Annotated in this window: 22 protein-coding genes, 2 tRNA genes and 1 pseudogene; 22 read left to right on the top strand and 3 right to left on the bottom strand. The window is 43.7% G+C overall.

Annotation, left to right across the window (positions count from 1 at the left end; translation table 11 throughout):
* From K0625_RS19135 to K0625_RS19145, 3 genes and pseudogenes are all read left to right on the top strand, one after another.
* Positions 1-63 (top strand): annotated as a pseudogene (locus K0625_RS19135) (IS200/IS605 family transposase); the annotation flags it as partial.
* A gap of 142 nt (positions 64-205) precedes the next feature.
* The gene (locus tag K0625_RS19140; RefSeq protein ID WP_220111149.1) at positions 206-376 is read left to right on the top strand and encodes a hypothetical protein; all 171 of its coding nucleotides are present in this window, start codon (positions 206-208) and stop codon (positions 374-376) included.
* A gap of 105 nt (positions 377-481) precedes the next feature.
* Positions 482-2,800, top strand: coding sequence for a methyl-accepting chemotaxis protein (locus K0625_RS19145; protein WP_220111150.1), 2,319 nt, complete (start codon positions 482-484; stop codon positions 2,798-2,800).
* 64 nt (positions 2,801-2,864) lie between these two features.
* On the opposite strand, the gene K0625_RS19150 is transcribed toward K0625_RS19145, so the two are convergent.
* Positions 2,865-3,524, bottom strand: a complete 660-nt coding sequence (locus tag K0625_RS19150; protein WP_220111151.1) for a TorF family putative porin — start codon at positions 3,522-3,524, stop codon at positions 2,865-2,867.
* A 355-nt stretch (positions 3,525-3,879) separates the two neighbouring features.
* Between K0625_RS19150 and greA the strand changes: the two genes are divergently transcribed.
* The 4 genes from greA (at position 3,880) to secF (ending at position 7,882) form a co-directional block, all read left to right on the top strand.
* Positions 3,880-4,356 (top strand): transcription elongation factor GreA, encoded by a 477-nt coding sequence (gene greA / locus K0625_RS19155; protein ID WP_220111152.1) that lies wholly within the window; start codon positions 3,880-3,882, stop codon positions 4,354-4,356.
* 156 nt (positions 4,357-4,512) lie between these two features.
* The gene (locus tag K0625_RS19160) at positions 4,513-4,998 is read left to right on the top strand and encodes a hypothetical protein (protein ID WP_220111153.1); all 486 of its coding nucleotides are present in this window, start codon (positions 4,513-4,515) and stop codon (positions 4,996-4,998) included.
* A 123-nt stretch (positions 4,999-5,121) separates the two neighbouring features.
* Positions 5,122-6,936, top strand: a complete 1,815-nt coding sequence (gene secD, locus K0625_RS19165; protein WP_220111154.1) for a protein translocase subunit SecD — start codon at positions 5,122-5,124, stop codon at positions 6,934-6,936.
* A 1-nt stretch (position 6,937) separates the two neighbouring features.
* Entirely contained in the window at positions 6,938-7,882 is a 945-nt protein-coding gene (gene secF / locus K0625_RS19170) for a protein translocase subunit SecF (protein ID WP_232847179.1), read from the top strand.
* Positions 7,883-7,974: 92 nt separating this feature from the next.
* Here secF and yhbY read toward each other — a convergent pair whose 3' ends face one another.
* Positions 7,975-8,274, bottom strand: coding sequence for a ribosome assembly RNA-binding protein YhbY (yhbY, locus tag K0625_RS19175; RefSeq protein ID WP_012326167.1), 300 nt, complete (start codon positions 8,272-8,274; stop codon positions 7,975-7,977).
* A 91-nt stretch (positions 8,275-8,365) separates the two neighbouring features.
* On the opposite strand from yhbY, the gene rlmE reads away from it, so the two are divergent.
* The 14 genes from rlmE to rpsO all read left to right on the top strand — a co-directional run bounded on the left by rlmE (position 8,366) and on the right by rpsO (position 22,310).
* Positions 8,366-8,995 carry a 23S rRNA (uridine(2552)-2'-O)-methyltransferase RlmE gene (rlmE, locus tag K0625_RS19180; RefSeq protein ID WP_012326166.1) on the top strand — a complete coding sequence of 210 codons (630 nt, stop codon included), beginning with the start codon at positions 8,366-8,368 and terminating at the stop codon, positions 8,993-8,995.
* Positions 8,996-9,224: 229 nt separating this feature from the next.
* Entirely contained in the window at positions 9,225-11,198 is a 1,974-nt protein-coding gene (gene ftsH / locus K0625_RS19185) for an ATP-dependent zinc metalloprotease FtsH (protein ID WP_220111155.1), read from the top strand.
* Between the two features lie 32 nt (positions 11,199-11,230).
* Positions 11,231-12,112, top strand: a complete 882-nt coding sequence (gene folP / locus K0625_RS19190) for a dihydropteroate synthase (RefSeq protein ID WP_232847181.1) — start codon at positions 11,231-11,233, stop codon at positions 12,110-12,112.
* Positions 12,113-12,260: 148 nt separating this feature from the next.
* Positions 12,261-13,598: a phosphoglucosamine mutase gene (glmM, locus tag K0625_RS19195; protein WP_220111157.1), complete on the top strand. Its 1,338-nt coding sequence runs from the start codon at positions 12,261-12,263 to the stop codon at positions 13,596-13,598.
* A 196-nt stretch (positions 13,599-13,794) separates the two neighbouring features.
* Entirely contained in the window at positions 13,795-14,577 is a 783-nt protein-coding gene (tpiA, locus tag K0625_RS19200) for a triose-phosphate isomerase (protein WP_012326162.1), read from the top strand.
* A gap of 1 nt (position 14,578) precedes the next feature.
* Positions 14,579-14,920, top strand: a complete 342-nt coding sequence (secG, locus tag K0625_RS19205) for a preprotein translocase subunit SecG (RefSeq protein WP_220111158.1) — start codon at positions 14,579-14,581, stop codon at positions 14,918-14,920.
* A gap of 109 nt (positions 14,921-15,029) precedes the next feature.
* Positions 15,030-15,116: transfer RNA gene (locus K0625_RS19210), tRNA-Leu, on the top strand.
* Between the two features lie 121 nt (positions 15,117-15,237).
* A tRNA-Met gene (locus K0625_RS19215) sits at positions 15,238-15,314 on the top strand.
* Positions 15,315-15,470: 156 nt separating this feature from the next.
* Entirely contained in the window at positions 15,471-15,926 is a 456-nt protein-coding gene (gene rimP, locus K0625_RS19220; protein ID WP_012326160.1) for a ribosome maturation factor RimP, read from the top strand.
* A 28-nt stretch (positions 15,927-15,954) separates the two neighbouring features.
* Positions 15,955-17,454, top strand: a complete 1,500-nt coding sequence (gene nusA, locus K0625_RS19225; RefSeq protein WP_012326159.1) for a transcription termination factor NusA — start codon at positions 15,955-15,957, stop codon at positions 17,452-17,454.
* A 26-nt stretch (positions 17,455-17,480) separates the two neighbouring features.
* On the top strand, positions 17,481-20,165 hold the full coding sequence (gene infB / locus K0625_RS19230) for a translation initiation factor IF-2 (RefSeq protein WP_220111159.1): 2,685 nt from the start codon (positions 17,481-17,483) through the stop codon (positions 20,163-20,165).
* Positions 20,166-20,525: 360 nt separating this feature from the next.
* The gene (gene rbfA / locus K0625_RS19235; RefSeq protein WP_012326157.1) at positions 20,526-20,948 is read left to right on the top strand and encodes a 30S ribosome-binding factor RbfA; all 423 of its coding nucleotides are present in this window, start codon (positions 20,526-20,528) and stop codon (positions 20,946-20,948) included.
* Complete coding sequence (gene truB / locus K0625_RS19240) at positions 20,948-21,901, top strand: tRNA pseudouridine(55) synthase TruB (protein WP_220111160.1); 954 nt, start codon at positions 20,948-20,950, stop codon at positions 21,899-21,901. Before rbfA ends, truB begins: the two co-directional genes overlap by 1 nt.
* Positions 21,902-22,040: 139 nt before the next feature.
* Positions 22,041-22,310, top strand: a complete 270-nt coding sequence (rpsO, locus tag K0625_RS19245) for a 30S ribosomal protein S15 (protein WP_012326155.1) — start codon at positions 22,041-22,043, stop codon at positions 22,308-22,310.
* A gap of 206 nt (positions 22,311-22,516) precedes the next feature.
* On the opposite strand, the gene K0625_RS19250 is transcribed toward rpsO, so the two are convergent.
* Positions 22,517-24,550, bottom strand: a complete 2,034-nt coding sequence (locus K0625_RS19250; RefSeq protein ID WP_220111161.1) for a putative bifunctional diguanylate cyclase/phosphodiesterase — start codon at positions 24,548-24,550, stop codon at positions 22,517-22,519.
* Positions 24,551-24,746: 196 nt separating this feature from the next.
* Between K0625_RS19250 and pnp the strand changes: the two genes are divergently transcribed.
* Entirely contained in the window at positions 24,747-26,855 is a 2,109-nt protein-coding gene (gene pnp, locus K0625_RS19255; protein ID WP_220111162.1) for a polyribonucleotide nucleotidyltransferase, read from the top strand.
* Positions 26,856-26,907 lie beyond the last annotated feature (52 nt).

Consider the following 26,907-nt stretch of genomic DNA (forward strand, 5'->3'; position numbering starts at 1 on the left):
AGATATGTAAGGCATCAAGAAAAGGTTGAAAAACAGGAGCAGCCGCAATTAGATTTGAAGTAGACAACGCCCCCTTTTAGGGGGCTAATGCAAAGCCACCTTCTTCAGAAGGTGGATTCTTTACTTTTATTCGTCAAACTTTCCACTAATACCAACCAGTATAAGAAGTTGTTTGTTTTTTGGCAAACTAATTCAAGGCGAATGGATGATGGATTATTCCTTTGTGAGTTCATTTAACGCAGAAGTAGGCAGCCAAAAACACTCCTTACAGGCGAGTTTTAGCGGTGCTGATGCAGTGACTTTTTATAAACAAAGAGAGAGCTTAACCCTAGTTTCACTATGCTTTTCACTCGTTGCCTTGTCTCAGGACCGCTAAACTCTCGCTGAGCGATTAAATCTTTATGCTGATTGGTATAAAGAGCGAGTTTTTCTATATCTACTAGACTAAAGATAATCAATGTAATTTAGTTGGTGGTTTAGTATGAAAATCTCGAGCAAAATTATTCTAGCTACTGTTTTATTGTCAGGGATTGGCATATTTACCGCAGGATCATTGGTGGGATGGAGATCCTCATCAGTTGCTTCAGAGGCTTTGGAAAAAAGAGCCTTTGAACAGCTCGTTGCTATTAGAGAGATGCAAAAAAACCGGATTGAACGCTACTTCTCAACCATAGTAAAGGAGGTCACTACGCTCTCAAATGATCGCATGGTGATGGATATGATGGAGGAGATCCCCCAATCATTCTTTAGATATAAGGATGAAACATCACTTAAAGAGGCGGGAGAGTTAAATGGATATTACACTCAGATGTTTGATGAAGAGTATTTGTCGCAAAATCCATCCAGTACCATCAGCTCAACCAGCAAACTGGAGCAGCTAAGTGACAATAGTAAATTAATACAGCACGCCTATATTAGTGGTAACTCAAACCCCTTGGGCAGTAAAAATCAGCTAATGAAAGCTGAAGATGGATCTAAGTACAGCGAGTTACATAAGAAATATCACCCCCATCTGAATCAGTATTTAGAAGCATTTGGTTTTTATGACATCTTTCTTATCGAGCCGGAAACTGGCTATGTTGTTTACTCTGTTTTTAAAGAGTTGGACTTTGCAACCTCCCTTTTAACTGGTCCCTATAAAGAGACTGGCTTAGCCGAAGCGTTTAGATTAGCGAACGCAACTGCAGAGAAAAATGAGACTTTTTTAGTCGATTTTAAACCTTACTTTCCCTCCTATGAGGCCGCAGCGGCTTTTATCTCCTCTCCAATCTTTTCAAGCGAAGGTAAAAAACTGGGGATCTTAGTGTTTCAGATGCCTATTGATGAGATTAATAGCTTGATGACCTTTAAAGGTGAGTGGGCCAAGATGGGGTTAGGAAGTTCTGGAGAGACCTATCTGGTAGGAAGCGATCATCTTCTTAGAAGTCAGAGCCGCTTTTTACTTGATGATAAAGAGGGGTACTTTAAAGCCTTACTCGCTGCTGGAACCGCTTCTAAGATCGTTGATAAAATCAGTGCTAGTGGCTCCGCAATCGGTTATCAAAAAGTGGAGAGTGAGGGAGCCACAGCAGCGTTATCGGGTCAAACAGCCATTAAGGCTATTAAAGACTATCGCAATGTGGATGTGTTATCAGCCTTTGCTCCATTAGAGATTAATGGGGTTGAGTGGGCAATATTAAGTGAAATTGATGTGGCTGAGGCGATGAAAGATAAAGATGAGATGCTGGTGACTATATGGCAAGTTATCTCGGTTATCATTCTTATCTTAGTGCCTTTGACCTTAGTGGCTGGTTTTTTAGTTGGTCGTGGCATATCAAATCCAATCAACAGTTTTATCTCTCAGGTGAATAAAGTCGCCGATGAGAAAGATCTGACAACGCGAATTAATTACCAAGGCAATGATGAGTTGTTCTCGTTAGCGACCTCATTTAACCAACTGATGCAGGGGCTGCAAGAGGTCTTAAATAGCGTTGAAGAGTTGGCTGCAACATTGCTAGACTCAACTGGAAAGATGCTGGTCAATATTGGTGAAACGACTGATCAAACACAGATGCAGTCAAATAATGCCGACAGTGTTGCGGTAGCAACAAATCAGCTACTTGCCACAATTCAAGAGGTGGCAAAAAATGCGGCCAACGCTTCAGACTCGGTAAGGGATACTGAGAATAAGTGTCAAGAGACAAGTCATGTGGCTGAGCGGCTAGAGAGCGATATGTCTGAGCTCAATATACAGATGAACTCAGCTTCAGCTTCAATTGATAAATTGGCTAAAGAGAGTGAATCGATTGGCTCTGTACTTGATGTTATTCAAGCCATTGCCGAGCAAACAAACTTGCTAGCACTTAATGCTGCAATTGAGGCTGCCCGAGCTGGTGAGCAGGGAAGAGGATTCGCAGTGGTTGCGGATGAGGTTAGAACATTAGCGTCACGAACCCAACAATCGACAGAGGATATTAGAGAGAAGATAAACTCCCTACAGCATGAAACTGAAACTACGGTCAAAATGGTGACGTCATCGAGCCAGATGGCGAACTCGAGTATCGGGGCTTGTGAAGAAAACCGTAAAATTCTCTCAGAGGTATTGGCCTTGATATCTCAATTGAGTGACATGAATATGCAGATCGCCACAGCCTCAGAGGAGCAAAGTTCAGTGGTGGGCGAGATAAATCAGAATATCACTGAGATAGCAGGAACATCGCAAAATATCTCAAGTAAAGCAGAGTTGAGTAAAGATGATGTGCACAATTTAAGTTCACTCGTAGTTAGTTTAGAGGAGCGGATGAGAGAGTTTAAATTATAGTTGTTTGAAAGCTTGATGATAAAGAGGCCTTAGTGGCCTCTTTATTTTTGAGCTTTGCTTGTGTTTAAAGATCGATTTCGTGGGTATAACTCACGATGACCTTGTAATCATCATCAATCTCATCTTCGCTAACTTGGCTCAGCATAAAGCTAAACCCACTCTTGCTAAGACTGATATTATAATCTTGATAGTCGAGACCATCATCGAAGTTATAACTACCCGCATGTAGCTCTAACTCAATGTCACCTAATATTTCGAAGGTCAGGTTAGCTTCAACATAGATATCATCGCCAAAGTTTGATGACCAGTCTGAATGGGCGGTTGTTGAAACACCAACTGAGAGGAAGTTCCAAGCAAGGGAGCCATATACTTCACCGAAGTCGAGTTCATCGCCATCGGGATAACCATAATAGACATAGCCAAAATCATAGCTGAATTCACCTACATCATTAGCAAAACCTAAGTAGAGATCTAACTCGGTTGAGGCATCATCACCAAAATCGACATTAGATGCCCAAGTTCCAACATAGACGCCCATCTCTGATGCGTAATCAATCCCTCCGGAAACAGCTGGTTTATCATCTGTTTGAGTGACCCCTCTCCAAACGTAGTTATTGGTAACACCGATATTAGCCGATAATCCTTCAGTTGCATGAGCAAGGGAGGAGTAGTTAAAGGCTGCCGAAAGCCCTAAGGCGATGCAGAGATATTTTTTCATCTTCATTCTCATTTCCTATATTTTTTGTGCTCTGGTTAGCGAAATTTCAATTAAAGACCAGAATTCAGCTAACTAGAACATTTACTGTTCATTAGAAGTCTAGTGTAAATCCCAGAGTTTGCAGACAACTGAGTTCTGTTTTAGTTTTGGAATTAAGACCTTGATGGTTTTTTTATGGTAGCTTGGGGAAAATTAATTCGAAATTGTGCGAAAGGTTAGCTTGCTTGGCTTTTTCACCACTGGCGTCATGGGCGCTCTATGTATAGAATGGGGTTATTCCAAGATAAATGATTATTACTGTGTTGGCCCTAAATTGGTCAGCATAGGCTGCTTTTGTTTTAAAAGGAGACGAAAGAGTATTATGAATAAGGTCCCAATGACTATTGTTGGTGCAGATCAACTACGTAAAGAGTTAGATTATTTAAAGTTTGAGAAGCGCCCTAAAATTGCAGAAGCAATTGGTGAGGCGAGAGAGCTTGGCGATCTGAAAGAAAATGCAGAGTACCATGCCGCACGTGAAGAGCAGGGGCTATGTGAAGCTCGCGTTCGTGATATCGAAGGTAAGCTATCAAATGCTCAGATCATCGATGTGACTAAGATGCAGAACACGGGGCGTATTATCTTTGGTACCACTGTGACTATTTTAAATATCGATACCGATGTTGAAACAACCTATAGAATTGTCGGTGACGATGAAGCGAATATTAAGGAGAACCTACTTTCTGTCAGCTCTCCTATTGCACGTGGTCTGATAGGTAAAAATGTCGACGATGAGGTGACTATTAACACCCCTGGCGGTATGACAGAGTATGAGATCATTGCTGTAGAGTATATTTAACTCTATATCGTAGCAGTTAGTTAACTAAAGCCGCTTCTATAGCGGCTTTTTTATATCAGTAAGGAGAAGAGAAAGGTATAGATATATAAAAATTAATTTGTATCTATCTAGGCTAAGCTCTACTATCTCTATTATCTAGATTACTTAGGTTTATGAGTGCACACTTTTTTACGTTTGGTTTTTATTTGGCTTTTTCTGGGAGTTTTTTTAAATTCTCCAGCGTTTGCCCATGACTTCCAGAAAGTAGAAGGTACTCAACTTGTCCATGAACTAAGTATCTCACCAGTATCAACGCAAGATCTCAGTTTCACTTCTCTACTTGAAACTCCTCTCTTACCTCAAAAGCAATCAGCTTCAAATAAAGCGGTAAAAGATGATCAAGAGGACTCAAAATTCGTTCCCTTGATTTCACAGCGTCTTATCAGCTTTGCTCAGCATGATCCTCTTCAAAATGAGCCTGATTACCGTCTTGCATTTGAGTTTGCTCCACCTTTAGCGCTCTCTCTTACCATAGGCTACCGAGTCGATTTTGCTCAATCTTTAGATTGGTCTCTACATATGGGTAAAAAGCCATCTAGGCTTTCTGGTTGGAAAGAGACAAATCTCCTCTATCGTTTCTCACAGACAAGCTCACTTAGTTAAGTTTCTCTAGCCATATTTCATGGCGTCTATCTACTGACATTTTTTAGCCTAATTTGCGTTAAAGGTATGGTTTCGCATACCTGCGCTTGGGCTGGAAGCCTGTATTATTTATAAGAGTTAACTATGAGAAAACAGACTAATAGTAAAGTGTTAAACCATTACGCTGCATGGAAGTATGTGGTGTTAGTTGTGACTTTTATCGTCATGCTACTGAGTGCATTACCTACATTGTATGGTGAAGATGCGGCCATTGAGATTGGCGCAAAAGCAAAGTTAAATCTAACACCTCTACAGCTTAACAGTGTGCTTAAAAGTGATGATATTGAGGTTAAGCGCATCGATCACAATAGTGATAAAACCCTAATTGTCCTAGCCGACGATAACCAGCAAAGCAAAGCAAAAGCTTTATTAAGCAGTTATATTGAGGATGCATCAGGATTAACGCTCGCCTTGGCACCAGCAGCACCTGATTGGTTACTCTCTTTAGGGGTTAAGCCAATTAAGCTTGGATTAGATCTTCGGGGGGGAGTGCAATTCCTATTGGATGTTGAACTTGAACCTGTGTATCAGCTTCATTATGACGCCTTTATTGACAGTGTAAGGCAGTTTGCCCGTCAACAGGGGATCCCTGGAGTAACAGTTCATCAAAATGCCGATTCCAATGTGGCTATCAATTTAGCTAATCCAGACTATAAAGGAAAAGTTCGACAGTTTATCGCAAACAACTATCCAACATGGCAAGTTTCAAACTCAGACAATTCGGGTCTAAAAGCGGATATCAAAGCCGATGAAAAGATTAAGATTCGGGATCTGACGGTCAAACAAAATCTGCAGATTATGCGTAGCCGTATTGAGCAGCTTGGGATCACTGAGGCTTTAGTACAGCGACAAGGTGAGCACAGGATCAGAATTGAGTTACCGGGTGTTCAAGATCCTGCTGCGGCGAAAAATGTCATCGGAGCAACAGCAAGTTTGGCATTTTATCAAGTTAAGCAGGAGGGCTCTGTTAACGCTCAAGTTTTAAGAGAGCGCTCAGGAAATCCTGTTTATGTTGCTCGTAAACCTGTTTTAGGTGGGGAGCATATTGTCGATGCCAGAGCCAGCTTAGGTGAAATGGGAATGCCAGAGGTGGTCATTAATCTTGACCGCTCTGGTGGGAAAATTATGTCTGATTTCTCTCGTGACAATATTGGTAAGCCTATGGCGACCTCATATAGTGAATACAGCCGTGATGAACAGGGGAAGGTGAGGCAAACCACAGAGATCATCAGTGTGGCAACGATTCAATCTCAGTTAGGCGATCGTTTCAGTATCACAGGCGCGGGAGATTATGCTCAGGCGCAGCAGTTAGCTTTATTGCTTAGAGCGGGTTCTATGACAGCCCCCGTCACCATTGTTGAGGAGAGAACCATAGGCCCGAGTTTAGGGGCTGAGAATATTGAAAATGGCTTCTCCGCTTTAGCTTTGGGGATGGCGATGACGTTACTTTTCATGGGGCTTTGGTATCGACGTTTAGGTTGGGTTGCGAATGTTGCGCTGCTTGCCAATATGGTTATTTTGTTTGGTCTGCTTGCCCTTATTCCTGGCGCAGTACTGACATTGCCGGGTATCGCTGGACTGGTATTAACAGTAGGCATGGCCGTTGATACTAATGTGCTTATTTTTGAACGGATAAAAGATAAATTGCAGGAGGGGAGAGGCTTTGCACATGCAATTGATAGAGGTTTTGACAGTGCTGTTGCAACTATTTTCGATGCAAATTTCACCACTATGATCACAGCTGTGGTGCTCTACTCCATCGGTAATGGGCCAATTCAAGGGTTTGCTCTTACTTTAGGTTTAGGGCTATTGACCAGTATGTTTACGGGAATTTTTGCTTCAAGGGCACTGATTAACTGGAAGTATGGGCGCGACTTTAGCCGTGATGTGAGGGTGTAATATGAAAATTAATATGATGAATGGCAAGACGTGGGATTTTAGTAATATGACCCGATTAACTAAGTGGCGCTACTTCACTAGCTTTATCTCTTTAACCTTGATGATTCTATCTGTGACAATTATCTCCGTGAAAGGGTTTAATTGGGGCTTAGATTTTACTGGCGGTGTCGTAACGGAGATCCGTGTCGATAGGGAGATATCTGCTAAACAGATAGAGGTATTACTGGCTAAGTCGTCGCAGCAAGAGGTGAGTGTTATCTCAGCAGGAGAGCCTGGGCGATGGGTATTGAGATATAGTCAAACTCCAACTTCAGGTGATGTCAGTGCTAACGCTTTAGATATTACTCAAGTGCTCTCACCTTTAAAAAGTGAGGTTCAAGTGTTAAATAGCAGCATAGTTGGCCCTCAGATTGGACAAGAGCTAGCGGAGCAGGGCGGGTTAGCGCTCTTGGTCGCCATGCTGTGTATTTTAGGGTACCTGAGCTTCCGGTTTGAGTGGCGACTTGCCAGTGGCGCCCTGTTTGCGCTTTTTCATGATGTTATCTTTGTACTGGCTTTCTTCTCTCTGACGCAGATGGAGTTTAATTTAACAGTACTTGCGGCTGTGTTGGCGATATTGGGTTACTCCCTTAATGACTCGATTATCATTGCAGATAGGATACGGGAGCTATTAACGTTAAAGCCGAAGATGCCAATTGCAGATGTCTGTACCAGTGCGGTTAAAGCCACATTCTCACGTACTATGGTGACCAGTGGTACGACATTGATGACAGTAAGTGCACTTTGGATAATGGGAGGTGGTGCGCTGGAGAGTTTTTCCATTGCAATGTTTATCGGTATCTTAACCGGGACCTGGTCATCAATATCTGTGGGGACCTGTTTACCTGAGTTATTTGGGGTGAACTCAGAGCATTATAAGTTAGTGCCTGTTAGCGACACCCCATAAAAAAATGGAGCCACTGAATAGTCAGTGGCTCCGATTTACTTACGGTAAGAGATTGCCTCAATGTGGAGGTAGTCACTTTTAATCACAAAAGCTTATTTTGCTTTTGGAATGGCAATCTTCATCTCTTCAGATTGACGGAATAGTACTAGGACGTGACCGATAAGCTGTACTTTTACAGCTTGAGTTTCACGCACAATGGCATCAACGACTGCATTTTTTAACTCTCTGTCGCCAGAGGCTACTTTCACTTTGATCAGTTCATGATAAGCGAGTGCATTATCAATTTCCGCCAGTACACCTTCAGTCAGGCCATTGGAACCAAGCATCACTACAGGCTTCAGATTATGTGCTAAGCCCTTTAAGTGCTGTTTTTGTTTGGTTGTTAAGTTCATTTCTACCAACTTTATGCTGAGTTACTGTTGAAAAGCCGCTATTCTACCCTTATATACCCATTATGTAACTCTCATTTGTTGCGGATTTTAAATGTCAGGAAAAAAACGAACAGCAAGTTCCTCTCGTTGGATGCAGGAACATTTTGATGATCACTATGTCAAATTGGCTCAAAAACGGGGATTTCGTTCACGCGCAGCGTTTAAAATAGAGGAGATCCAGGAGAAAGATAAACTGATCCGTCCTGGAATGACTGTTGTTGATTTAGGTGCCGCACCAGGTGGTTGGTCTCAGGTTGCAGTTAAATTAGCGGGTGACAATGGTAAAGTTATCGCTTGTGATATTTTGCCAATGGATCCCATCGTTGGTGTTGATTTTCTTCAAGGAGATTTTAGGGAGGAGAAAGTTCTCGATGCATTGTTAACTCGTGTAGGTGATGCCAAAGTCGATGTTGTTTTATCTGATATGGCGCCTAATATGAGTGGTACAGGTGGTGTAGATCAACCTCGCGCTATGTATCTAGTTGAGTTAGCATTGGATATGTGTCATCAAGTGTTGGCACCAAATGGTTGCTTTGCTGTTAAGGTCTTTCAGGGGGAGGGCTTTGAAGAGTACATGAAATCAGTAAGAGAGGCGTTTAAAACCGTCAAAACACGTAAGCCAGACTCTTCGCGACCACGTTCGCGTGAAGTCTATCTTGTGGCGACAGGGTACAAGTTATAGTACTCTAACGTCATTAATCGCAAGACTGATTAGGTATAACAAGTTGTACTATAAAGTCAGTCACCGCAAGGCTGAAAAAGTATAAATTGTGGTATTCTAAGCTCAGTAATCTGAAGACTGATAGGGTATAGCAAGTTCTACTATTATTTTCAGTAACCGCAAGGCTGATTGAGTACGCGTTGTGTATTCTATGGTCAATAATCGCAAGACTGCATGAGGTCTAGTAATTTTGAGTGATATGGCAAAAAATTTAATTCTCTGGGTTGTCATCGCCGTGGTGTTGATGTCTGTATTTCAGGGTTATTCCCCCTCTTCTTCCAGCGCGTCGAAGATGGATTATTCCGCTTTTTTAGATGATGTTCGTAGTGGACAGATTAATACCGTCGAAATAAAAAGCGATCAGCGTACGATTGAAGGTACTAAGCGCACCGGGGAGAAATTCACGACGATTATGCCTCTGTTTGATAAAGATCTGATTAATGATCTTGATCGAAAAGGGATCGTGATGAAGGGTCAGGAAGCTGAAGAGTCAGGATTTTTAACTCAGATCTTTATCTCTTGGTTCCCTATGCTATTGCTTATCGGTGTGTGGATATTCTTCATGCGTCAGATGCAAGGTGGCGGCGGTAAAGGCGCAATGTCATTTGGTAAAAGTAAAGCCAAATTGATGAGCGAAGATCAGATCAAGACGACCTTTGGTGATGTTGCTGGTTGTGACGAAGCTAAAGAGGACGTTAAGGAGCTGGTTGATTACCTTAAAGAGCCAACTAAATTCCAAAAACTAGGTGGTCGTATTCCTACTGGTGTTCTGCTTGTTGGTCCTCCTGGTACAGGTAAGACTTTGCTAGCAAAAGCGATTGCTGGTGAAGCTAAGGTGCCTTTCTTTACCATTTCAGGTTCTGATTTTGTTGAGATGTTTGTTGGTGTCGGTGCATCTCGTGTGCGTGACATGTTCGAGCAAGCTAAGAAATCTGCACCTTGTATCATCTTTATCGATGAGATCGATGCCGTAGGTCGCCAACGTGGCGCAGGTGTTGGTGGTGGACACGATGAACGTGAACAGACATTGAACCAGATGTTGGTTGAGATGGATGGTTTCGAAGGTAATGAAGGTGTGATCGTCATCGCCGCAACCAACCGTCCAGACGTACTGGATGCTGCACTGCTTCGTCCAGGTCGTTTTGACCGTCAAGTGGTGGTTGGTCTGCCTGATGTTCGTGGTCGTGAACAGATCTTAAAGGTGCATATGCGTAAAGTGCCTTTAGCTGATGATGTTAAAGCGAGCGTGATTGCACGTGGTACTCCTGGATTCTCTGGTGCTGACTTGGCAAACTTAGTCAACGAAGCAGCACTGTTTGCAGCTCGTGGCAACCGACGTATTGTTGGTATGGAAGAGTTCGAAAGTGCTAAAGACAAGATCATGATGGGGGCTGAGCGCCGCACTATGGTTATGTCTGAGGAAGAGAAAGAGATGACCGCTTACCATGAAGCGGGCCATGCTATTGTAGGTTGCTTAGTGCCTGAGCACGACCCTGTGCATAAGGTAACGATTATTCCGCGCGGCCGTGCATTAGGTGTGACTTTCTTCCTGCCTGAAGCGGATGCTATTAGTCAAAGTCGCCGTAAGCTAGAGAGCCAAATCTCAGTGGCTTATGGTGGAAGACTTGCCGAAGAGATTATTTATGGCAGCGAGCGAGTATCTACTGGTGCTTCTCAAGACATTAAATATGCAACGTCGATTGCGCGTAACATGGTGACCCAATGGGGCTTCTCTGAAAAGTTAGGTCCAGTTCTTTACGCCGAAGATGAAAACGAAGTCTTCCTAGGGCGTAGCATGGGCAAATCACAACATATGTCAGATGAGACAGCGAGTATTATCGATCTTGAGGTTAAAACGCTTATTGATAATAACTATCAACGTGCTCAGACATTCTTGAATGACAACATGGATATTCTTCATGCCATGAAAGATGCGTTGATGAAGTATGAGACTATCGATGCTAATCAGATCGATGATCTGATGGAGCGCAGAGAAGTTCGTGACCCTGTTGATTGGAACATGGATGATAATGGTTCAAGCAATGACAAAGGTGGCAAGCCTGCTCAATCAGATAACACTCCTGTTCAAGAGGAAGTGAAAGCTGAACCTGAACAAGCTAATGCACCTGATGTTAATGAAGCAGATGAATCAACAGCTAAGTAATTAGCTTTTGCTGACGAAAAGAAAACCCCGCTATGGGGTTTTCTTGTTTTCAAAAGGTAAACTCAGGAGTCTTAGTGTATAAAATTCGAAGTGGTGATAAATCCCTAGATCTTGCTAGCCCAGTAGTGATGGGGATCCTCAATGTTACGCCTGATTCATTTTCAGATGGTGGGCAGTTTTCCAGTTTCCAGCGCGCATGCGAACATACTGATCAAATGATTGCTCAGGGAGCAAGCTTTATCGATATCGGTGGAGAGTCCACAAGGCCTGGCGCGGAAGAAGTGAGCTTAGATGAGGAGCTTCTTAGGGTCATTCCTCTAATTGAATATGTCGCTAAGCATCATGATGTTTGGATATCGGTCGATACCAGTAAAGCTGCTGTGATGGAAGCGGCGGTTAACGCCGGAGCTAACCTTATTAACGATGTGCGAGCTCTTCAGGAGGAGGGCGCACTAGAGGTTGCTGCTAAACTACAGGTGCCAGTTTGCCTTATGCATATGCAGGGACAACCTAGGACAATGCAGGCCTCTCCTGAGTATCATGATGTGGTTGAAGACATTAAGCGCTTTTTTGAAAGCCGTATTCAGGCATGCATTGATGCTGGAATTAAGCGTGAAAATATTATTTTAGACCCAGGTTTTGGTTTCGGTAAAACTCTGTCCCATAACTATGAACTACTCAATCGTTTAGCGGAGTTTCAAGAGTTAGCACTGCCACTACTTATTGGTGTGTCGCGTAAAAGCATGATGGGAAATCTGTTAAATCGAGATACATCTGAGCGTTTAGCGGGAAGTTTAGCTGGCGTGTTACTGGCAGCGCAAAGAGGAGGAGATATCTTTAGAGTTCATGACGTGCCTGAGACCGTCGATGTACTTAAGGTGCTTTTAGCAACGAGTCATTATAAAAATCTTTAGTTAATTATTTAGGGTTATCACACAGATCTTTTTATAAACACAGTGATAACATTTGTCTCTGTTCAGCTTAGGTTAGGGTTTGAACAGTAGACTGGTAGCGTTTTTTATTTTTCTATCCCTTCGCTAAGACAGAGATGGATTTGGGGTTATGAGTATGAGAAAGTTTTTTGGAACAGACGGTATCCGCGGTAAAGTTGGCGCGGGCAAGATGACACCTGAGCTGGCGTTAAAGTTAGGCTGGGCGGCTGGAAGAGTATTATCGCGCACAGGCACTCAAAAAGTGATCATTGGTAAAGATACCCGTATTTCAGGTTATCTCTTTGAGTCGGCAATGGAAGCTGGATTATCGGCCGCAGGCCTCAACGTTATGTTGATGGGACCTATGCCAACACCTGCCGTGGCGTATTTGACCAGAACCTTTAGGGCTGAAGCTGGCGTTGTGATCAGTGCATCACACAACCCTTATTATGATAATGGGATTAAATTTTTCTCCACCGATGGCAGTAAACTTGACGATGAAGTCGAGCTTGAGATCGAACGTGAGCTTGAAAAGCCGCTTACCTGTGTTGAGTCACACCTATTAGGCAAGGTGTCTCGTATTGACGATGCTCCTGGCCGTTACATTGAGTATTGTAAAGGTAACTTCCCTGCAGAGCATACGCTACGTGGACTGAAAATTGTTGTCGATTGTGCCCATGGCGCCACTTATCATATCGCACCTAATGTCTTTCGTGAGCTAGGGGCGGATGTTATCGCTATCGGTGATAAACCAGATGGGCTGAACATCAACCATGAGGTCGGCGCGACCTCTATGGCTAAGATTTGTGAAACCGTTGTCGCTGAAAAGGCTGATTTAGGAATTGCACTCGACGGTGATGGTGACCGAATCATGATGGTTAACCGTGAAGGTAGGGTCATCGATGGTGATGAGATCCTTTATATACTGGCTTGTGATGCCAAGCTTCGCGGCGTACTTTGTGGCGGTGTGGTTGGCACATTGATGTCTAATTTAGGTTTGGACCTTGCGCTGCAAGAGCTTGATATCCCGTTTGCTCGCTCCAACGTGGGCGATCGTTATGTGATGACCATGTTGAAAGAGAAGGGCTGGCGCATTGGTGGTGAAAACTCAGGCCATATCCTCAACTTAGACCATGGCACTACGGGGGATGGTATTGTGGCTGGCATTTTGGTGCTTGCTGCTATGTGTCGTCAAAATGCAACACTTGAGCAGTTGACGGCTAATATTAAGATGCTACCGCAAGTACTTGTTAACGTTCGTTTCGAGGGAGACCATGATCCTTTAGCTTCTGATGAGGTGCTTAATGCACAAAAAGAGGTTGAGTCACAACTGGGTGAGCGTGGTCGAGTATTATTAAGAAAATCGGGTACAGAACCTTTGATCCGTGTGATGGTTGAAGGTGATGTCGAAGCCGATGTCATTAAGTATGCTAACTATATTGCCGATGCAGTGAGAAACTTAGTTTAATTATTGTACTATTTAATGATAAAGAATTAGCTAACGTGAGTTGGCTAATTTTTTTTAAATAGGATTTGATTAATAAATAGTTATATGCGGATGAAAAAGCAGCGTTCCGTCATTTAATCCCAAATATTACCACTTTAGGTATTGTAAGTTTCTAATCGGTTCGCTATTATCCTCACCGCTTTCAGAGGAGACACAGATGGCACTCAGACGTCCAATGGTCGCTGGTAACTGGAAAATGAATGGCAGTGCACAGCTTGCACAAGAGCTATTTAAAAAGTTCGCTACCAAACTTCAAAATGATTCTGCGGAAGTGGTCTTGTGTCCGCCAACGATTTATCTAGAGAGCGTACGTCAGCAGTTAGACGCTAACAAGGAAGCCTTAAATGGTTGTCTTGTCAGAATGGGCGCACAAAATCTTAGTCAACATGATTTTGGTGCTTATACTGGTGAAGTGTCAGGGCAGATGTTAAAAGATTCAGGATGTCGATATGTTATTATCGGACACTCCGAACGTCGCCGTATGTACGGAGAGACGAGTGATATCGTTGCAGAGAAGTTTGCTGCAGCACAAAAACATGGTTTGACTCCAATATTATGTGTTGGTGAGTCAGGTCCAGCTAGAGAAGCGAGACGCACCTTTGAGGTGATCGCAGAAGAGTTAGATGTCGTCATTGAGAAAAATGGCACCATGGCTTTTGATAACGCAATTATCGCCTACGAGCCTTTATGGGCTGTAGGAACTGGTAAAAGTGCTACGCCAGAGCAGGCTCAAGAAGTTCATGCGTTTATACGCAAACGCCTCTCTGAAGTGTCTCCATTTATTGGAGAGAATATCAGGATTTTGTACGGTGGCAGCGTAACACCGAGTAATGCAGCAGATTTATTTGCTCAACCTGATGTCGATGGTGGATTGATTGGCGGAGTGAGCTTAAACTCTACCGAGTTTCTAAGTTTATGTTCCATAGCGATGAGCGCATAATATGTACGAAGTATTAATGGTTGTTTACTTGTTGGTTGCAATTGGTCTAGTAGGCCTGATTTTAATCCAGCAAGGTAAAGGAGCTGACATGGGGGCCTCATTTGGTGCCGGTGCTTCAGCCACTCTGTTCGGTTCATCAGGTGCTGGTAACTTTTTGACTCGTTCAACTGCAATCTTAGCAGTCGGTTTTTTTGCATTAAGTTTGATTATTGGTAACTTAAGCGCAAATCACGCCAAGAGCGAAGATGCATGGAAAGATTTAAGTTCTGATGCGGCACAAGTAACTGAGCAAGTTACCGATGCAGTAGAGACTCAAAAGTCAGAAGATAAGATCCCTGACTAATTCATAAGCTTGCTTATGAAGGTATCAATCGAAAATGATTAATACTGACTGTAAATGCTACTAACCTCTTAACGTAGCATATGTAAAAGCAGTCAAAATATGGTTTTAAGCGGATGTGGTGGAATTGGTAGACACGCCAGCTTGAGGGGCTGGTGAGCGAAAGCTCGTGGGGGTTCAAGTCCCCCCATCCGCACCAATTTCGGTTTGTTGAAACTGTTCATTTATGAGTTGTTTCTTTAAACCAAAATAATAAAGTCGATGTAATGTGCTTTATTATTGCAAGTAGCTTGATTACTCAATATACTTGCAGCAGTTGACGCGGGGTGGAGCAGTTTGGTAGCTCGTCGGGCTCATAACCCGAAGGTCGTCGGTTCAAATCCGGCCCCCGCAACCAGCTTCTCAATTGTAGTTTATCTATAATTGTTTACAGGTTCTAAACTCAACGACCTCGTTATTACGGGGTTTTTTGTTATCTGGAACTTATAAAATGCCGATTAATCGGTGTTGTACTGGGGCTATTTAGCCCTTTTTTGTTTTTCGGGGGGTCACCTTGGCAACTATAGAAAATAGACTGGAAGAGATGCTTAAATCTCCAGTTGAGGCACTAGGCCACACACTTTGGGGATTAGAGTATATCCAGGCGGGTAAACACTCTGTCGTCAGAGTTTATATCGATAATGAGAAAGGCGTCTTCATCGAAGATTGCGCCGAAGTTAGCCGCCAGGTCAGTGCTGTGCTAGATGTTGAAGATCCCATCTCAACCGAATACACATTAGAAGTTTCCTCTCCCGGTGTAGATAGGCCACTTTTTAATGCCGAGCAGTATACTGCTTACATCGATGAGACTGTAAAAATTCAACTGACTATGCCTGTTGCTGGTAGTCGTAATTTAAAGGGGACCGTTACAGGAGTTGAAGGGCAGATGCTCACACTTACTGTTGATGGTAACGAACTGATTATTGCTTTGGATAATATCCGTAAAGGCAACCTAATCGCTAAGTTTTGATGGATTCAAGAATCAACGAGGCAAGAGGATGAATAAAGAGATTTTGCTAGTCGCTGAGGCGGTTTCAAATGAGAAAGGTGTTCCTCGCGAGAAAATTTTCGAAGCGTTGGAAATAGCATTAGCTACAGCCACCAAGAAAAAATATGAAGGCGATATTGAAGTTCGTGTTCAGATCGACCGTAAAACCGGTGGATATGAAACCTTCCGTCGCTGGATGGTTGTTGAAGACACGGGTGAGCCTTTAGAGAACCCTTTTAGTGAAATAACACTGGAAGCGGCTCAGTTTGAAGATCCTGAAATTCAACTTGGCGACTATATCGAAGATGATATCGAGTCAGTTGTATTTGACCGTATTACGACGCAAACGGCTAAACAGGTGATCGTACAGAAGGTTCGTGAAGCTGAACGCGCTCAAGTTGTTGATCAATTTAGAGATAAAGAAGGTGAGTTAATCACTGGTGTTGTTAAAAAGAGCAATCGCGAAAGTGTTGTGGTTGATCTTGGTAACAATGCTGATGCCGTGTTATTCAAAGAAGATTTGATTTCACGTGAAAGCTTCCGTCCAGGAGATCGTGTACGCGCTTTGCTATATGCAGTTCGTCCAGAGGCTCGTGGTGCTCAGCTTTTCTTAACTCGTACTAAGCCAGATATGCTTATCGAGCTTTTCCGTGTTGAAGTACCGGAAATTCAAGATGAGATGATTGAGATCATGGGCGCAGCCCGTGACCCAGGTTCTCGTGCAAAGATTGCCGTTAAATCAAATGATAAGCGTATCGATCCTATCGGTGCTTGTGTCGGTATGCGTGGTGCACGTGTACAAGCTGTATCAAATGAGTTAAATGGCGAGCGTGTTGATATCGTGCTTTGGGATGATAACCCAGCACAATTTGTTATCAATGCCATGTCACCTGCGGATGTCGCTTCTATCATCGTCGATGAAGATAACCACTCGATGGATATCGCTGTTGAAGCGGATAGTTTGGCTCAAGCGATTGGTCGTAATGGTCAAAACGTACGTCTAGCAACTCAACTTTCTGGTTGGGAGCTTAACGTGATGACTGTGGCTGATATGCAAGCTAAGCATCAGGCAGAGAGCGCGAAGATCGTTAACTTATTTGTTTCGGCATTAGAAGTTGATGAAGATTTTGCTCAAGTACTTGCAGATGAAGGTTTCACCTCATTAGAAGAGGTGGCTTACGTTCCTGAGTCTGAATTGATGGAAATTGATGGTTTCGACGAAGAGATCGTTGAAGCGTTGAGAGAGCGAGCTAAAGCTGCAATCTCTACTCGTGCACTTGCTTCTGAAGAAGCATTAGATGGTGCTGAGCCAAGTGAAGACCTACTTGCACTCGAAGGTCTAGAGAGACACCTAGCGTTTGTATTAGCGAGTAAAGGCGTTATTACACTAGAAGATTTAGCCGAACAAGGCATTGATGACTTGATCGACATTGAAGAATTGACAGAAGAAAAGGCTGGTGAGCTCATCATGGCAGCCCGAAATATCTGTTGGTTTGGCGAAGAAGCATAAGTCGATCAACAGAGGGGATTTTACAGATGGCAGAAACTACAGTAGAAAAACTGGCCACAGAAGTTGGAAAAAGTGCAGATCGTTTGGTTGAGCAGTTTTCTGATGCCGGTATTAAGAAAAGTAAAACTGACTCAGTCTCTGAGGCTGAGAAGCAGCAGTTGCTTGAATTTTTAAAGAAGCAACATGGTGGCGATTCAGCACCAACTAAGATGACACTACAGCGCAAATCAGTATCAACACTAAGCGTTGGTACAGGTAGTGATTCTAAAGATGTTAAAGTTGAAGTGCGCAAAAAGCGCACTTTCGTGAAGCGTGATCCTGCTGCTGAAGCGGAAGCTGAGGCTGCAGCAAAACTTGAAGCAGAAGCTAAAGCGGCTGCAGAAGCTGCTGCTAAAGCTCAGGCTGATGCAGAAGCTAAAGCCAAAGCAGAGGCTAAGGCCAAAGCTGACGCAGAAGCGAAAGAGAAGGCTAAAGCCAACGCTGCAGCAAAAGCTAAGACAGCACCTACAGCGGAAGAGAAAGCGGCTCAAGACGAAGCCGATAGACTTCAAGCTGCGAAAGATGACGTTGCTAAAGCTAAAGCAGATGAAGAAGCGAAAGCTGCTGCTGAAGCCGCTCGTATACTTGCAGAAGAGAACTCAGCTCGTTGGGCTGAGGAAGAGAAGCAACGTAAAGAGCTTGAAAAGAATGTTGATCACCACGTAACGACTTCATCAGAAGCGCGTGCCGCGGAAGATACTGCCGATGCTAACGCTGAAAAGCGCGACCGTCGTCCACGTAAAGCCCCTGCAGCGGCTCCTGCAAATGCGCCTGCTAATACAGGCAAAGGCAAGCGTCGTGGCGGAAAAGACAATCGTCGTGATGGCCGTAATGCACGCGGTGGCCGTAATGCTCGTAACAACCGTAGTGTTGCACCTGAGTCTATGGATCACGCATTTACTAAGCCAGTTGCCGTTGTTAAAACGGATGTGAGCATTGGTGAAACTGTTTCTGTTGCTGAATTAGCATCAAAAATGTCTATCAAGGCCACTGAAATCATCAAACAGATGATGAAGATGGGCTCTATGGTTACCATCAACCAGGTACTTGATCAGGAAACTGCTCAATTAGTTGCTGAAGAGATGGGCCATAAGGTTGTGCTAATTCGTGAGAACGAACTTGAGCATCAGGTTCTTGCTGACCGTGATGGCAACATCCAGGCTGAGTCTCGTGCTCCTGTTGTTACTATCATGGGTCACGTTGACCACGGTAAGACTTCGCTACTTGACCATATTCGTATGGCTAAAGTGGCTTCAGGCGAAGCGGGTGGTATTACCCAGCACATTGGTGCATACCACGTTGAAACTGATAACGGCATGATCACTTTCCTTGATACTCCTGGTCACGCTGCGTTTACCGCTATGCGTGCTCGTGGTGCTAAGGCAACCGATATCGTTATCTTGGTTGTTGCTGCCGATGATGGTGTAATGCCACAGACGATTGAAGCGATTCAGCATGCCAAAGCGGGCGGTGTACCGCTAATCGTTGCAGTGAACAAGATGGATAAGCCAGAGGCTGATCCTGAGCGTGTTAAGAGTGAACTTTCACAGCACGGCGTAATGTCTGAAGATTGGGGCGGAAACAACATGTTTGTTCACGTTTCAGCTAAGAGCGGTGAAGGTATCGACGAGCTACTTGAAGGTATCCTTCTTGAAGCTGAAGTCCTTGAGCTTAAGGCGATCAGAGAAGGTATGGCTGCAGGTGTTGTTGTTGAATCTAAGTTGGATAAGGGCCGCGGTCCTGTAGCAACTGTATTGGTTCAAGAAGGTACACTTAAGCAAGGCGATATCGTTCTTTGTGGCCTTGAATACGGTAAAGTCCGTGCTATGCGCGACGAAAATGGCCGCTCTGTGACTGAAGCGGGTCCATCTATTCCTGTTGAGATTTTAGGTCTTTCAGGTGTACCTTCAGCAGGTGATGAAGCGACCGTTGTACGTGATGAACGTAAAGCCCGTGAAGTTGCTCTTTACCGTCAAGGTAAGTTCCGTGATATCAAACTGGCTCGCCAGCAGAAGTCTAAGCTTGAAAACATGTTTGCTAACATGACTGAAGGCGAAGTTCAGGAGCTGAACATCGTTCTTAAAGCGGACGTTCAAGGTTCACTTGAAGCTATCTGTGATTCACTCAATGGCTTATCTACTGGTGAAGTTAAAGTTAACATCATCGCACGTGGTGTAGGCGGATTGACTGAAACTGACGCAAGCCTTGCTGCTGCATCAAACGCTATCATGGTTGGTTTTAACGTTCGTGCTGATGCACAAGCGCGTAAAGTTATCGAAAGTGAGAGTGTTGATCTGCGTTACTACAGCATCATCTATCAATTGATTGATGAAGTTAGAGACGCGATGAGTGGTCTACTTGCTCCTGAGTTTAAGCAAGAGATCATTGGTCTTGCTGAAGTTCGCGACGTATTTAAGTCTCCAAAGATCGGCGCAATTGCTGGCTGTATGGTAACTGAAGGTACGATCAAGCGCAGCGCACCAATCCGTGTTCTACGTGACAACGTTGTTATCTACGAAGGTGAGTTAGAATCACTTCGTCGCTTTAAAGATGACGTTAACGATGTTCGTAACGGCATGGAATGTGGTATCGGTGTTAAGAATTACAATGACGTCAGAGTTGGCGATCAGATAGAAGTCTTTGAAACCGTTGAAATAGCACGCTCTCTCTAAGAGATTGTAGCTAAGGGGGCGGCGGATGCCGCCCTTTTTTCGTTTAGATAGCACTCATAAATGGCTATCTAATACCAATTATTATAAAGATTTGATCGCTCAGCGAGAGTTTAACGGTGCTGAGGCAAGGCAACGAGTGAAGAGCATAGTTATTCTACGGTCAAGCTCGTTAACACCGCATCAGCACCGTTAAAACTCGCCTGAAAGGAGTGTTTTTGGCTGCCTACTTCTGCGTTGAATGAATTCATAAGGGAACAACCATTATGTCATCCATTCGCCTTGAATTAGTTTGCCAAAAAACACTCTGAGTAGATCAACTTCTTATATTAATTGGTATAATTAACCGAGTGGCAAATTATTATGGCAAGAGAATTTAGTCGAACACGTCGTATCGCACAGCAGTTACAGCAAGAGCTGGCTCAAGTGCTACAGCGTGACATTAAAGATCCTCGTATTGGCATGGTAACGGTAAATGACGTTGAAGTATCACGTGATTTAAGTTACGCCAAAGTCTTTGTTACCTTTTTCGAAGAGGATAGCAAGCTTGTTGAGGAAAAATTAGAGGCGCTAACAACAGCGTCTGGTTATGTTCGTTCATTGGTCGCTGGTCGCATGAAGCTGCGCGTGATGCCTGAACTTAGATTTGTGTATGATGCATCGCTTGTCGAAGGTATGCGTATGTCTAACTTGGTGACTCGTATCATTCATGATGATGAAGCTAAGCAGCAGAAGCATAACGGTAAAGATAAAACCGATACCGCTGATTCGGAAGGTGAAGAGTAATGGCTCGTCGCTCTCGTGGCCGCTTTATCGACGGGATTGTACTCCTAGATAAAGATACTGGCATGAGTTCTAACTTTGCATTGCAGCGAGTTAAGCGACTTTTTAATGCCAATAAGGCTGGGCATACCGGAGCGCTTGATCCACTTGCAACGGGTATGTTGCCAATCTGTTTAGGTGAGGCGACCAAGTTTTCACAGCATCTGCTCGATGCAGACAAGCGTTATACCGTGATTGCAAAACTTGGAGAGCGAACCGATACCAGTGATTCAGATGGTGAAGTGGTGCAGACTCGCCCGATTAACTTTACTCAAGAGCTGCTAATGGAGTCCTTGGAGCATTTTCGTGGCGAGACGATGCAAGTTCCCTCTATGTATTCGGCACTTAAACATGAGGGGCAACCTCTGTATAAGTATGCGCGTGAAGGCATTGAGGTAGCAAGGAAGGCGAGACCAATTAATGTCTTTGAACTTAACTTTATCAGCCTTGTAGGCGATGAGTTAACCTTAGATATCCACTGCTCGAAAGGGACCTACATACGCACTATCACAGATGATCTTGGTGAGATGCTAGGCTGTGGTGCCCATGTGATCATGTTAAGGCGAACTCAAGTTGCTGGTTACCCTTACGAGCGTATGATCAGCCTTGAGCAGCTTAATGAGATGGTCAGTCAAGCTGAGGCTGATGGAGTTGAAACTAAATCTGTGCTCGACCCGTTACTCTTGCCTATGGATACCGCAGTCAGTAAGTTTAGAGAGATAAACCTCGCTGAGTCGCAGGCTCCTTATCTAATGAATGGTAATCCCGTTCATGCTTCAGGTTTAGTTGCTGATGAAATTGTGCGGATCACTATAGGTGATGAGCATAAGTTTGTTGGAATTGGGGCGATGAATGATGACGGTATGTTGGCACCAAAACGCCTAATCGTTATTCGTGAAGATGAAATAAAGGCGTAAATTTTATACCGATTGATATTATCTGGTTGGTATTAGTTATCTATTGCATATATTGCCAAAAATAGGTAAAATCCGCGCTCGCTTTAGCTGAGTTAGTGATTGGCTAAAGATTTATTAATGCATTATTTGGAGAGACAACATGTCACTAAATGCTGAACAAACTGCATCTATCCTGGCTGAATTCGGTCGTTGTGAAAATGACACTGGTTCTACTGAAGTTCAGGTAGCTCTTTTAACTGCACAGATTAACCATCTGCAAGGTCACTTTAAAGAGCACAAGCACGATCACCACTCACGTCGTGGTCTACTACGCATGGTTAATACCCGTCGTAAACTTCTTGCATACCTAAAGCGTACTGAAAACGTACGTTACCAGGAACTAATCAAGAAGCTAGGTCTACGTCGTTAATAACGATTAGATTTAGATAAAGGAGGCTTAGGCCTCCTTTTTTGTACATGGATGTTTTTATCCCTGATCGCAGGGACAGCGATTGAGGGGGTTTGTGTCTGGAACTTTATGTCCTATTTCTGATTAAGAGCCCATGGAGGGATATAAATTTACTTTTGCCTAAATATTCTCGGAAGGCTTGTTGAAAGTTCCCCTGTATCCATCTGTTAAATATGGCTAATACTTGCGGTATTGGGTCTGATATATTTGTCGACAAACTCATCGTGTTCTAAGGGTTTACTGAAATAGAATCCCTGTCCTATCTGGCACTCATTACTGCTAAGCCAGTCAAGTTGCTCCTCTGTTTCTATCCCTTCGGCGACAACTTTTAGATTTAACTGTTTGCCCAACATTAAGATGGTGGATGCAATAGCACTCTCTTGTGGGAGATCGGTGACGAAGCAGCGGTCGATCTTCATGGTGGTGATAGGCAGATGCCTAAGGTAGGAGAGCGATGAATAGCCAGTGCCAAAATCATCAACTGCAATGCCGAAGCCTGCCGATTTTAGTTGCTGAAGTTTTGAGATAGCCAGTTCGATGTCGTTCATCAATGAGGTTTCAGTTATCTCTATCTCTAATAACTCTGGACTTATCTGATATCTAAGGGCTAACTGCTTGATATCTGGCACCAAGCTGGCGTCTGCAAACTGCTGTGAGGCCACATTGACTGCTATAGGTAGCGCAAAGTTATACTTAATTTTCCACTCTCTGAGGGTCTTGCAGGCTTCCTCTATAACCCATCGACCGATAGGGATGATGATGCCAGTCTCTTCAGCCACAGGGATGAATGAAAGTGGACTGATGAGGCGCCCATCTTTTTTCCATCTTATTAACGCTTCGCAAGCGAGGATTTTGCCAGTTTTAATATCAAATTTAGGCTGGTAATGGAGCAAGAACTCCTCATTTTTAAGGGCGTCATGGAGTGATGCCTCGGTTCTTAATCGCACCGCTGCTCGCTCTGTCATCTGCTGCTTAAAGAAGGCCCACTGGTTTGAACCTGCCGCTTTTGCACTGTACATGGCGATGTCAGCATGACGAATGAGATCTTCTGCCGTCATGCCATCATCGGGGTAGATAGAGATCCCCACCGATGCTGCAGGATGGATCGTATGCTCATTGAGCTGCATAGGGGTATTTAATTGAATTAGCAGGTTATCGACAAAATCTGCAGCTTGATCTGGCGTTTGGATCTCATCGGCTAAGATAACAAATTCATCACCACCGAGTCTGGCTACGGTCCCTTTATCACCGACGACTCGCTCTAATACGCGGGCGATCCTCGCCAGAAATTTATCACCTAATGCATGACCCAGTGAGTCGTTGACGTTTTTAAATCTATCTAGATCGATAAACACCATACTAAATTGATTCTTATGAACTCGCGCTCGTTGAATCGTGACGGCGATAGTTTCGAGTAATAGGGTGCGATTAGGCAAACCAGTTAACGGATCTCGAGTTGCCATCTTACGTAACTTGCTCTGGGTTTGGCTGAACTGTATTAAGATTTGATTAAATTTTGATGTCACTAATCCTAGCTCATCATCAATGTGCGATTTATCGACGGGAAGCAGATTTTCATCTGGGGAGTCTGGTTCTATTTTATCGATGGCTTCACTAATATGGGCGATGGGGCGTGTTAGAAATCGATGAAATACCACAGAGAGCACTAAGGTGATTAAGAGTGCGCGCGCCAGTGTTGCAATAAGACTGAACTTTAGTTGAGAAAAGAGAGAGTCTGTCAGTCCTTGAGTATCATAAAATATGGTCAGCGTGCCTATCAGTTGTTGTTTCTCTGTGCCCTCAAAATAGAAAGGTCTGAGCAGTGAACGAGAGATCTCTTTAAGATCACCAAAAAGGCGATGACTGAGTTTTTCAAAGATACTTGGGTGCAGATTAGGTGAGGATACTGAGACAAACATGGAGCCATCATCAAGCTCAATAACGGCTGAGCCCACATGTTGAACCTTAAGCACTCCCTCAAGGGTTTGCTTAGCTAAGTTATCATCTAAGGCCCAAACAGCATTTGCAGCGGGTTGTTCTACTGAATCAAGAAGCTCTTTTTGAGAAGCTTTAAGTTGATCTCTTGCTGATACACCTACAAGCGCAATCTCTACTATAAAAATCGCGATAGCAAAGAAAAGTGCGGAAAAAACCACTAAGCTGGTCTGCTTCCAAGTAAGAGATTTAAAGCTGGCAGACATGTGCCGATCCTTTTATTTGGGTCTTGATACTCAAAAAACCTCTTTTAAGCCAGTTCCATAACAAAATATTCTTGAAAGTATTCACTTTAGAGAAAACTTTCGGCTTTGTCATCACTCTATGCTCTTTATCTATTGAATAGAGATGAAGTATACTTATGCGCGAAATTAAGGTTATTAAATTTAAGGAATGGTTCACGTGAATCCAATCGTAAAAAGTTTTGAATATGGTCAACATACAGTCACCTTGGAAACTGGGGTTATAGCCCGCCAAGCAAATGCTGCGGTTTTAGCAAGTATGGGTGATACAACAGTATTAGTCACTGTCGTTGGAAAGAAAGCAGAAGACGTGGGCCGTGACTTTTTTCCTTTAACCGTTAACTATCAGGAAAAAACATACGCAGCGGGTAAGATCCCTGGCGGTTTCTTCAAGCGTGAAGGTCGTCCTTCAGAAAATGAAACCTTGATTGCACGTCTAATTGACCGTCCAATCCGTCCTCTTTTCCCTAACGGTTTCAAAAACGAAGTTCAAGTTATCATCACAGTGGTTTCAGTTGATCCAGAGATCAACCCAGATGTTATCTCTATGATCGGTACTTCTGCTGCACTTAGTATCTCAGACCTGCCATTCAATGGTCCTCTAGGTGTTGCTCGTGTTGGTTATACCAATGGCGAATATGTACTTAACCCAGATGTTAGCCAGTTAGCTGAAAGTGATTTAGACCTAGTTGTTGCCGGTACTCAAGGCGCAGTATTGATGGTTGAATCTGAAGCGGCTTCACTTCCTGAAGAGGTGATGTTAGGTGGTGTGGTTTATGGCCATGACCAGCAGCAAGTTGTGATCAATGCGATTAATGAGCTAACTGCTGAAGCGGGTAAAACTAAGTGGGACTGGACAGCACCAGCTGAAGACACTGACTTAGTTGAGAAGATTAAAGGTCTTGCTGAAGCTGAACTGACAAATGCATACCAGATTGCTGATAAGCATGAGCGTCGTGATGCGGTTATTGCACTTAAAAATGCAGCAGTTGCAAAGCTTGTTGAAGAGAACGCAGATGTTGATCTACGTGAAGTTGACAAGTTACTTGGTAGCCTAGAGAAGAAAGTGGTTCGTAGCCGCATCATCTCTGGTAGCCCACGTATCGATGGTCGTGAGCCTGATATGGTTCGTGCACTTAACGTTATGGCTGGTGTACTTCCACGTACTCACGGTAGCTCTTTGTTCACTCGTGGTGAAACTCAAGCACTAGTTACTTGTACTTTAGGTACTGAGCGTGACGCTCAGAAAGTTGATAGCATCATGGGCGAGTACACAAACCGCTTTATGTTGCACTATAACTTCCCTCCTTACTCTGTTGGTGAAACAGGTATGGTTGGCTCACCTAAGCGTCGTGAAATTGGTCACGGTAAGCTAGCATGGCGTGGTATTAACGCTGTTATGCCTACAGCTGAAGAGTTCCCATACAGCGTTCGTGTAGTATCTGAGATCACTGAATCTAACGGTTCAAGCTCTATGGCTTCAGTTTGTGGTACTTCTTTAGCACTTATGGATGCAGGTGTTCCAATCAAGACTTCTGTAGCTGGTATCGCTATGGGTCTAGTTAAAGAGGGCGACGACTTTGTTGTTCTTTCTGACATCCTAGGTGATGAAGATCATCTTGGTGATATGGACTTTAAAGTAGCTGGTACTCGTGATGGTATTACTGCACTGCAGATGGATATCAAGATTGAAGGTATCACTAAAGAGATCATGCAGATTGCTCTACAGCAAGCTTACGGTGCACGTGTTCATATCCTAAACGTGATGGATCAGGCTATCTCTGGTCATCGTGAAGATATCTCTGATCACGCTCCACGTATCACGACTCTTAAGATTAATCCTGAGAAGATCCGTGACGTTATTGGTAAAGGTGGTGCGACTATTCGTGCGCTTACCGAAGAGACTGGTACTACGATTGAGCTAGAAGATGACGGTACTGTTAAGATCGCATCTGCTAACGGTGAAGCAACGAAAGAAGCTATCCGTCGTATCGAAGAGATCACTGCTGAAGTTGAAGTGGGTACGGTTTACAACGGTAAAGTTGTTCGTATCGTTGATTTCGGTGCGTTTGTGACCATTCTTCCTGGTAAAGATGGTCTAGTACATATCTCTCAGATCGCAGAAGAGCGTGTTGCTAACGTTTCTGATTACCTACAAGTAGGTCAAGAAGTTAAAGTTAAGGTGATGGAAGTTGATCGCCAAGGCCGTGTACGTCTTTCAATGAAAGAAGCACAACCTAAAGCTGAAGCGGCTCCAGCTGCTGAATAAGCATTTAGCTTAACGATGAAAGGAGACCTAAGGGTCTCCTTTTTTATTGCCT

Origin of the sequence: Shewanella nanhaiensis (genome assembly GCF_019457885.1) — a bacterium.
Taxonomy (GTDB): Bacteria; Pseudomonadota; Gammaproteobacteria; order Enterobacterales; family Shewanellaceae; genus Shewanella; species Shewanella nanhaiensis.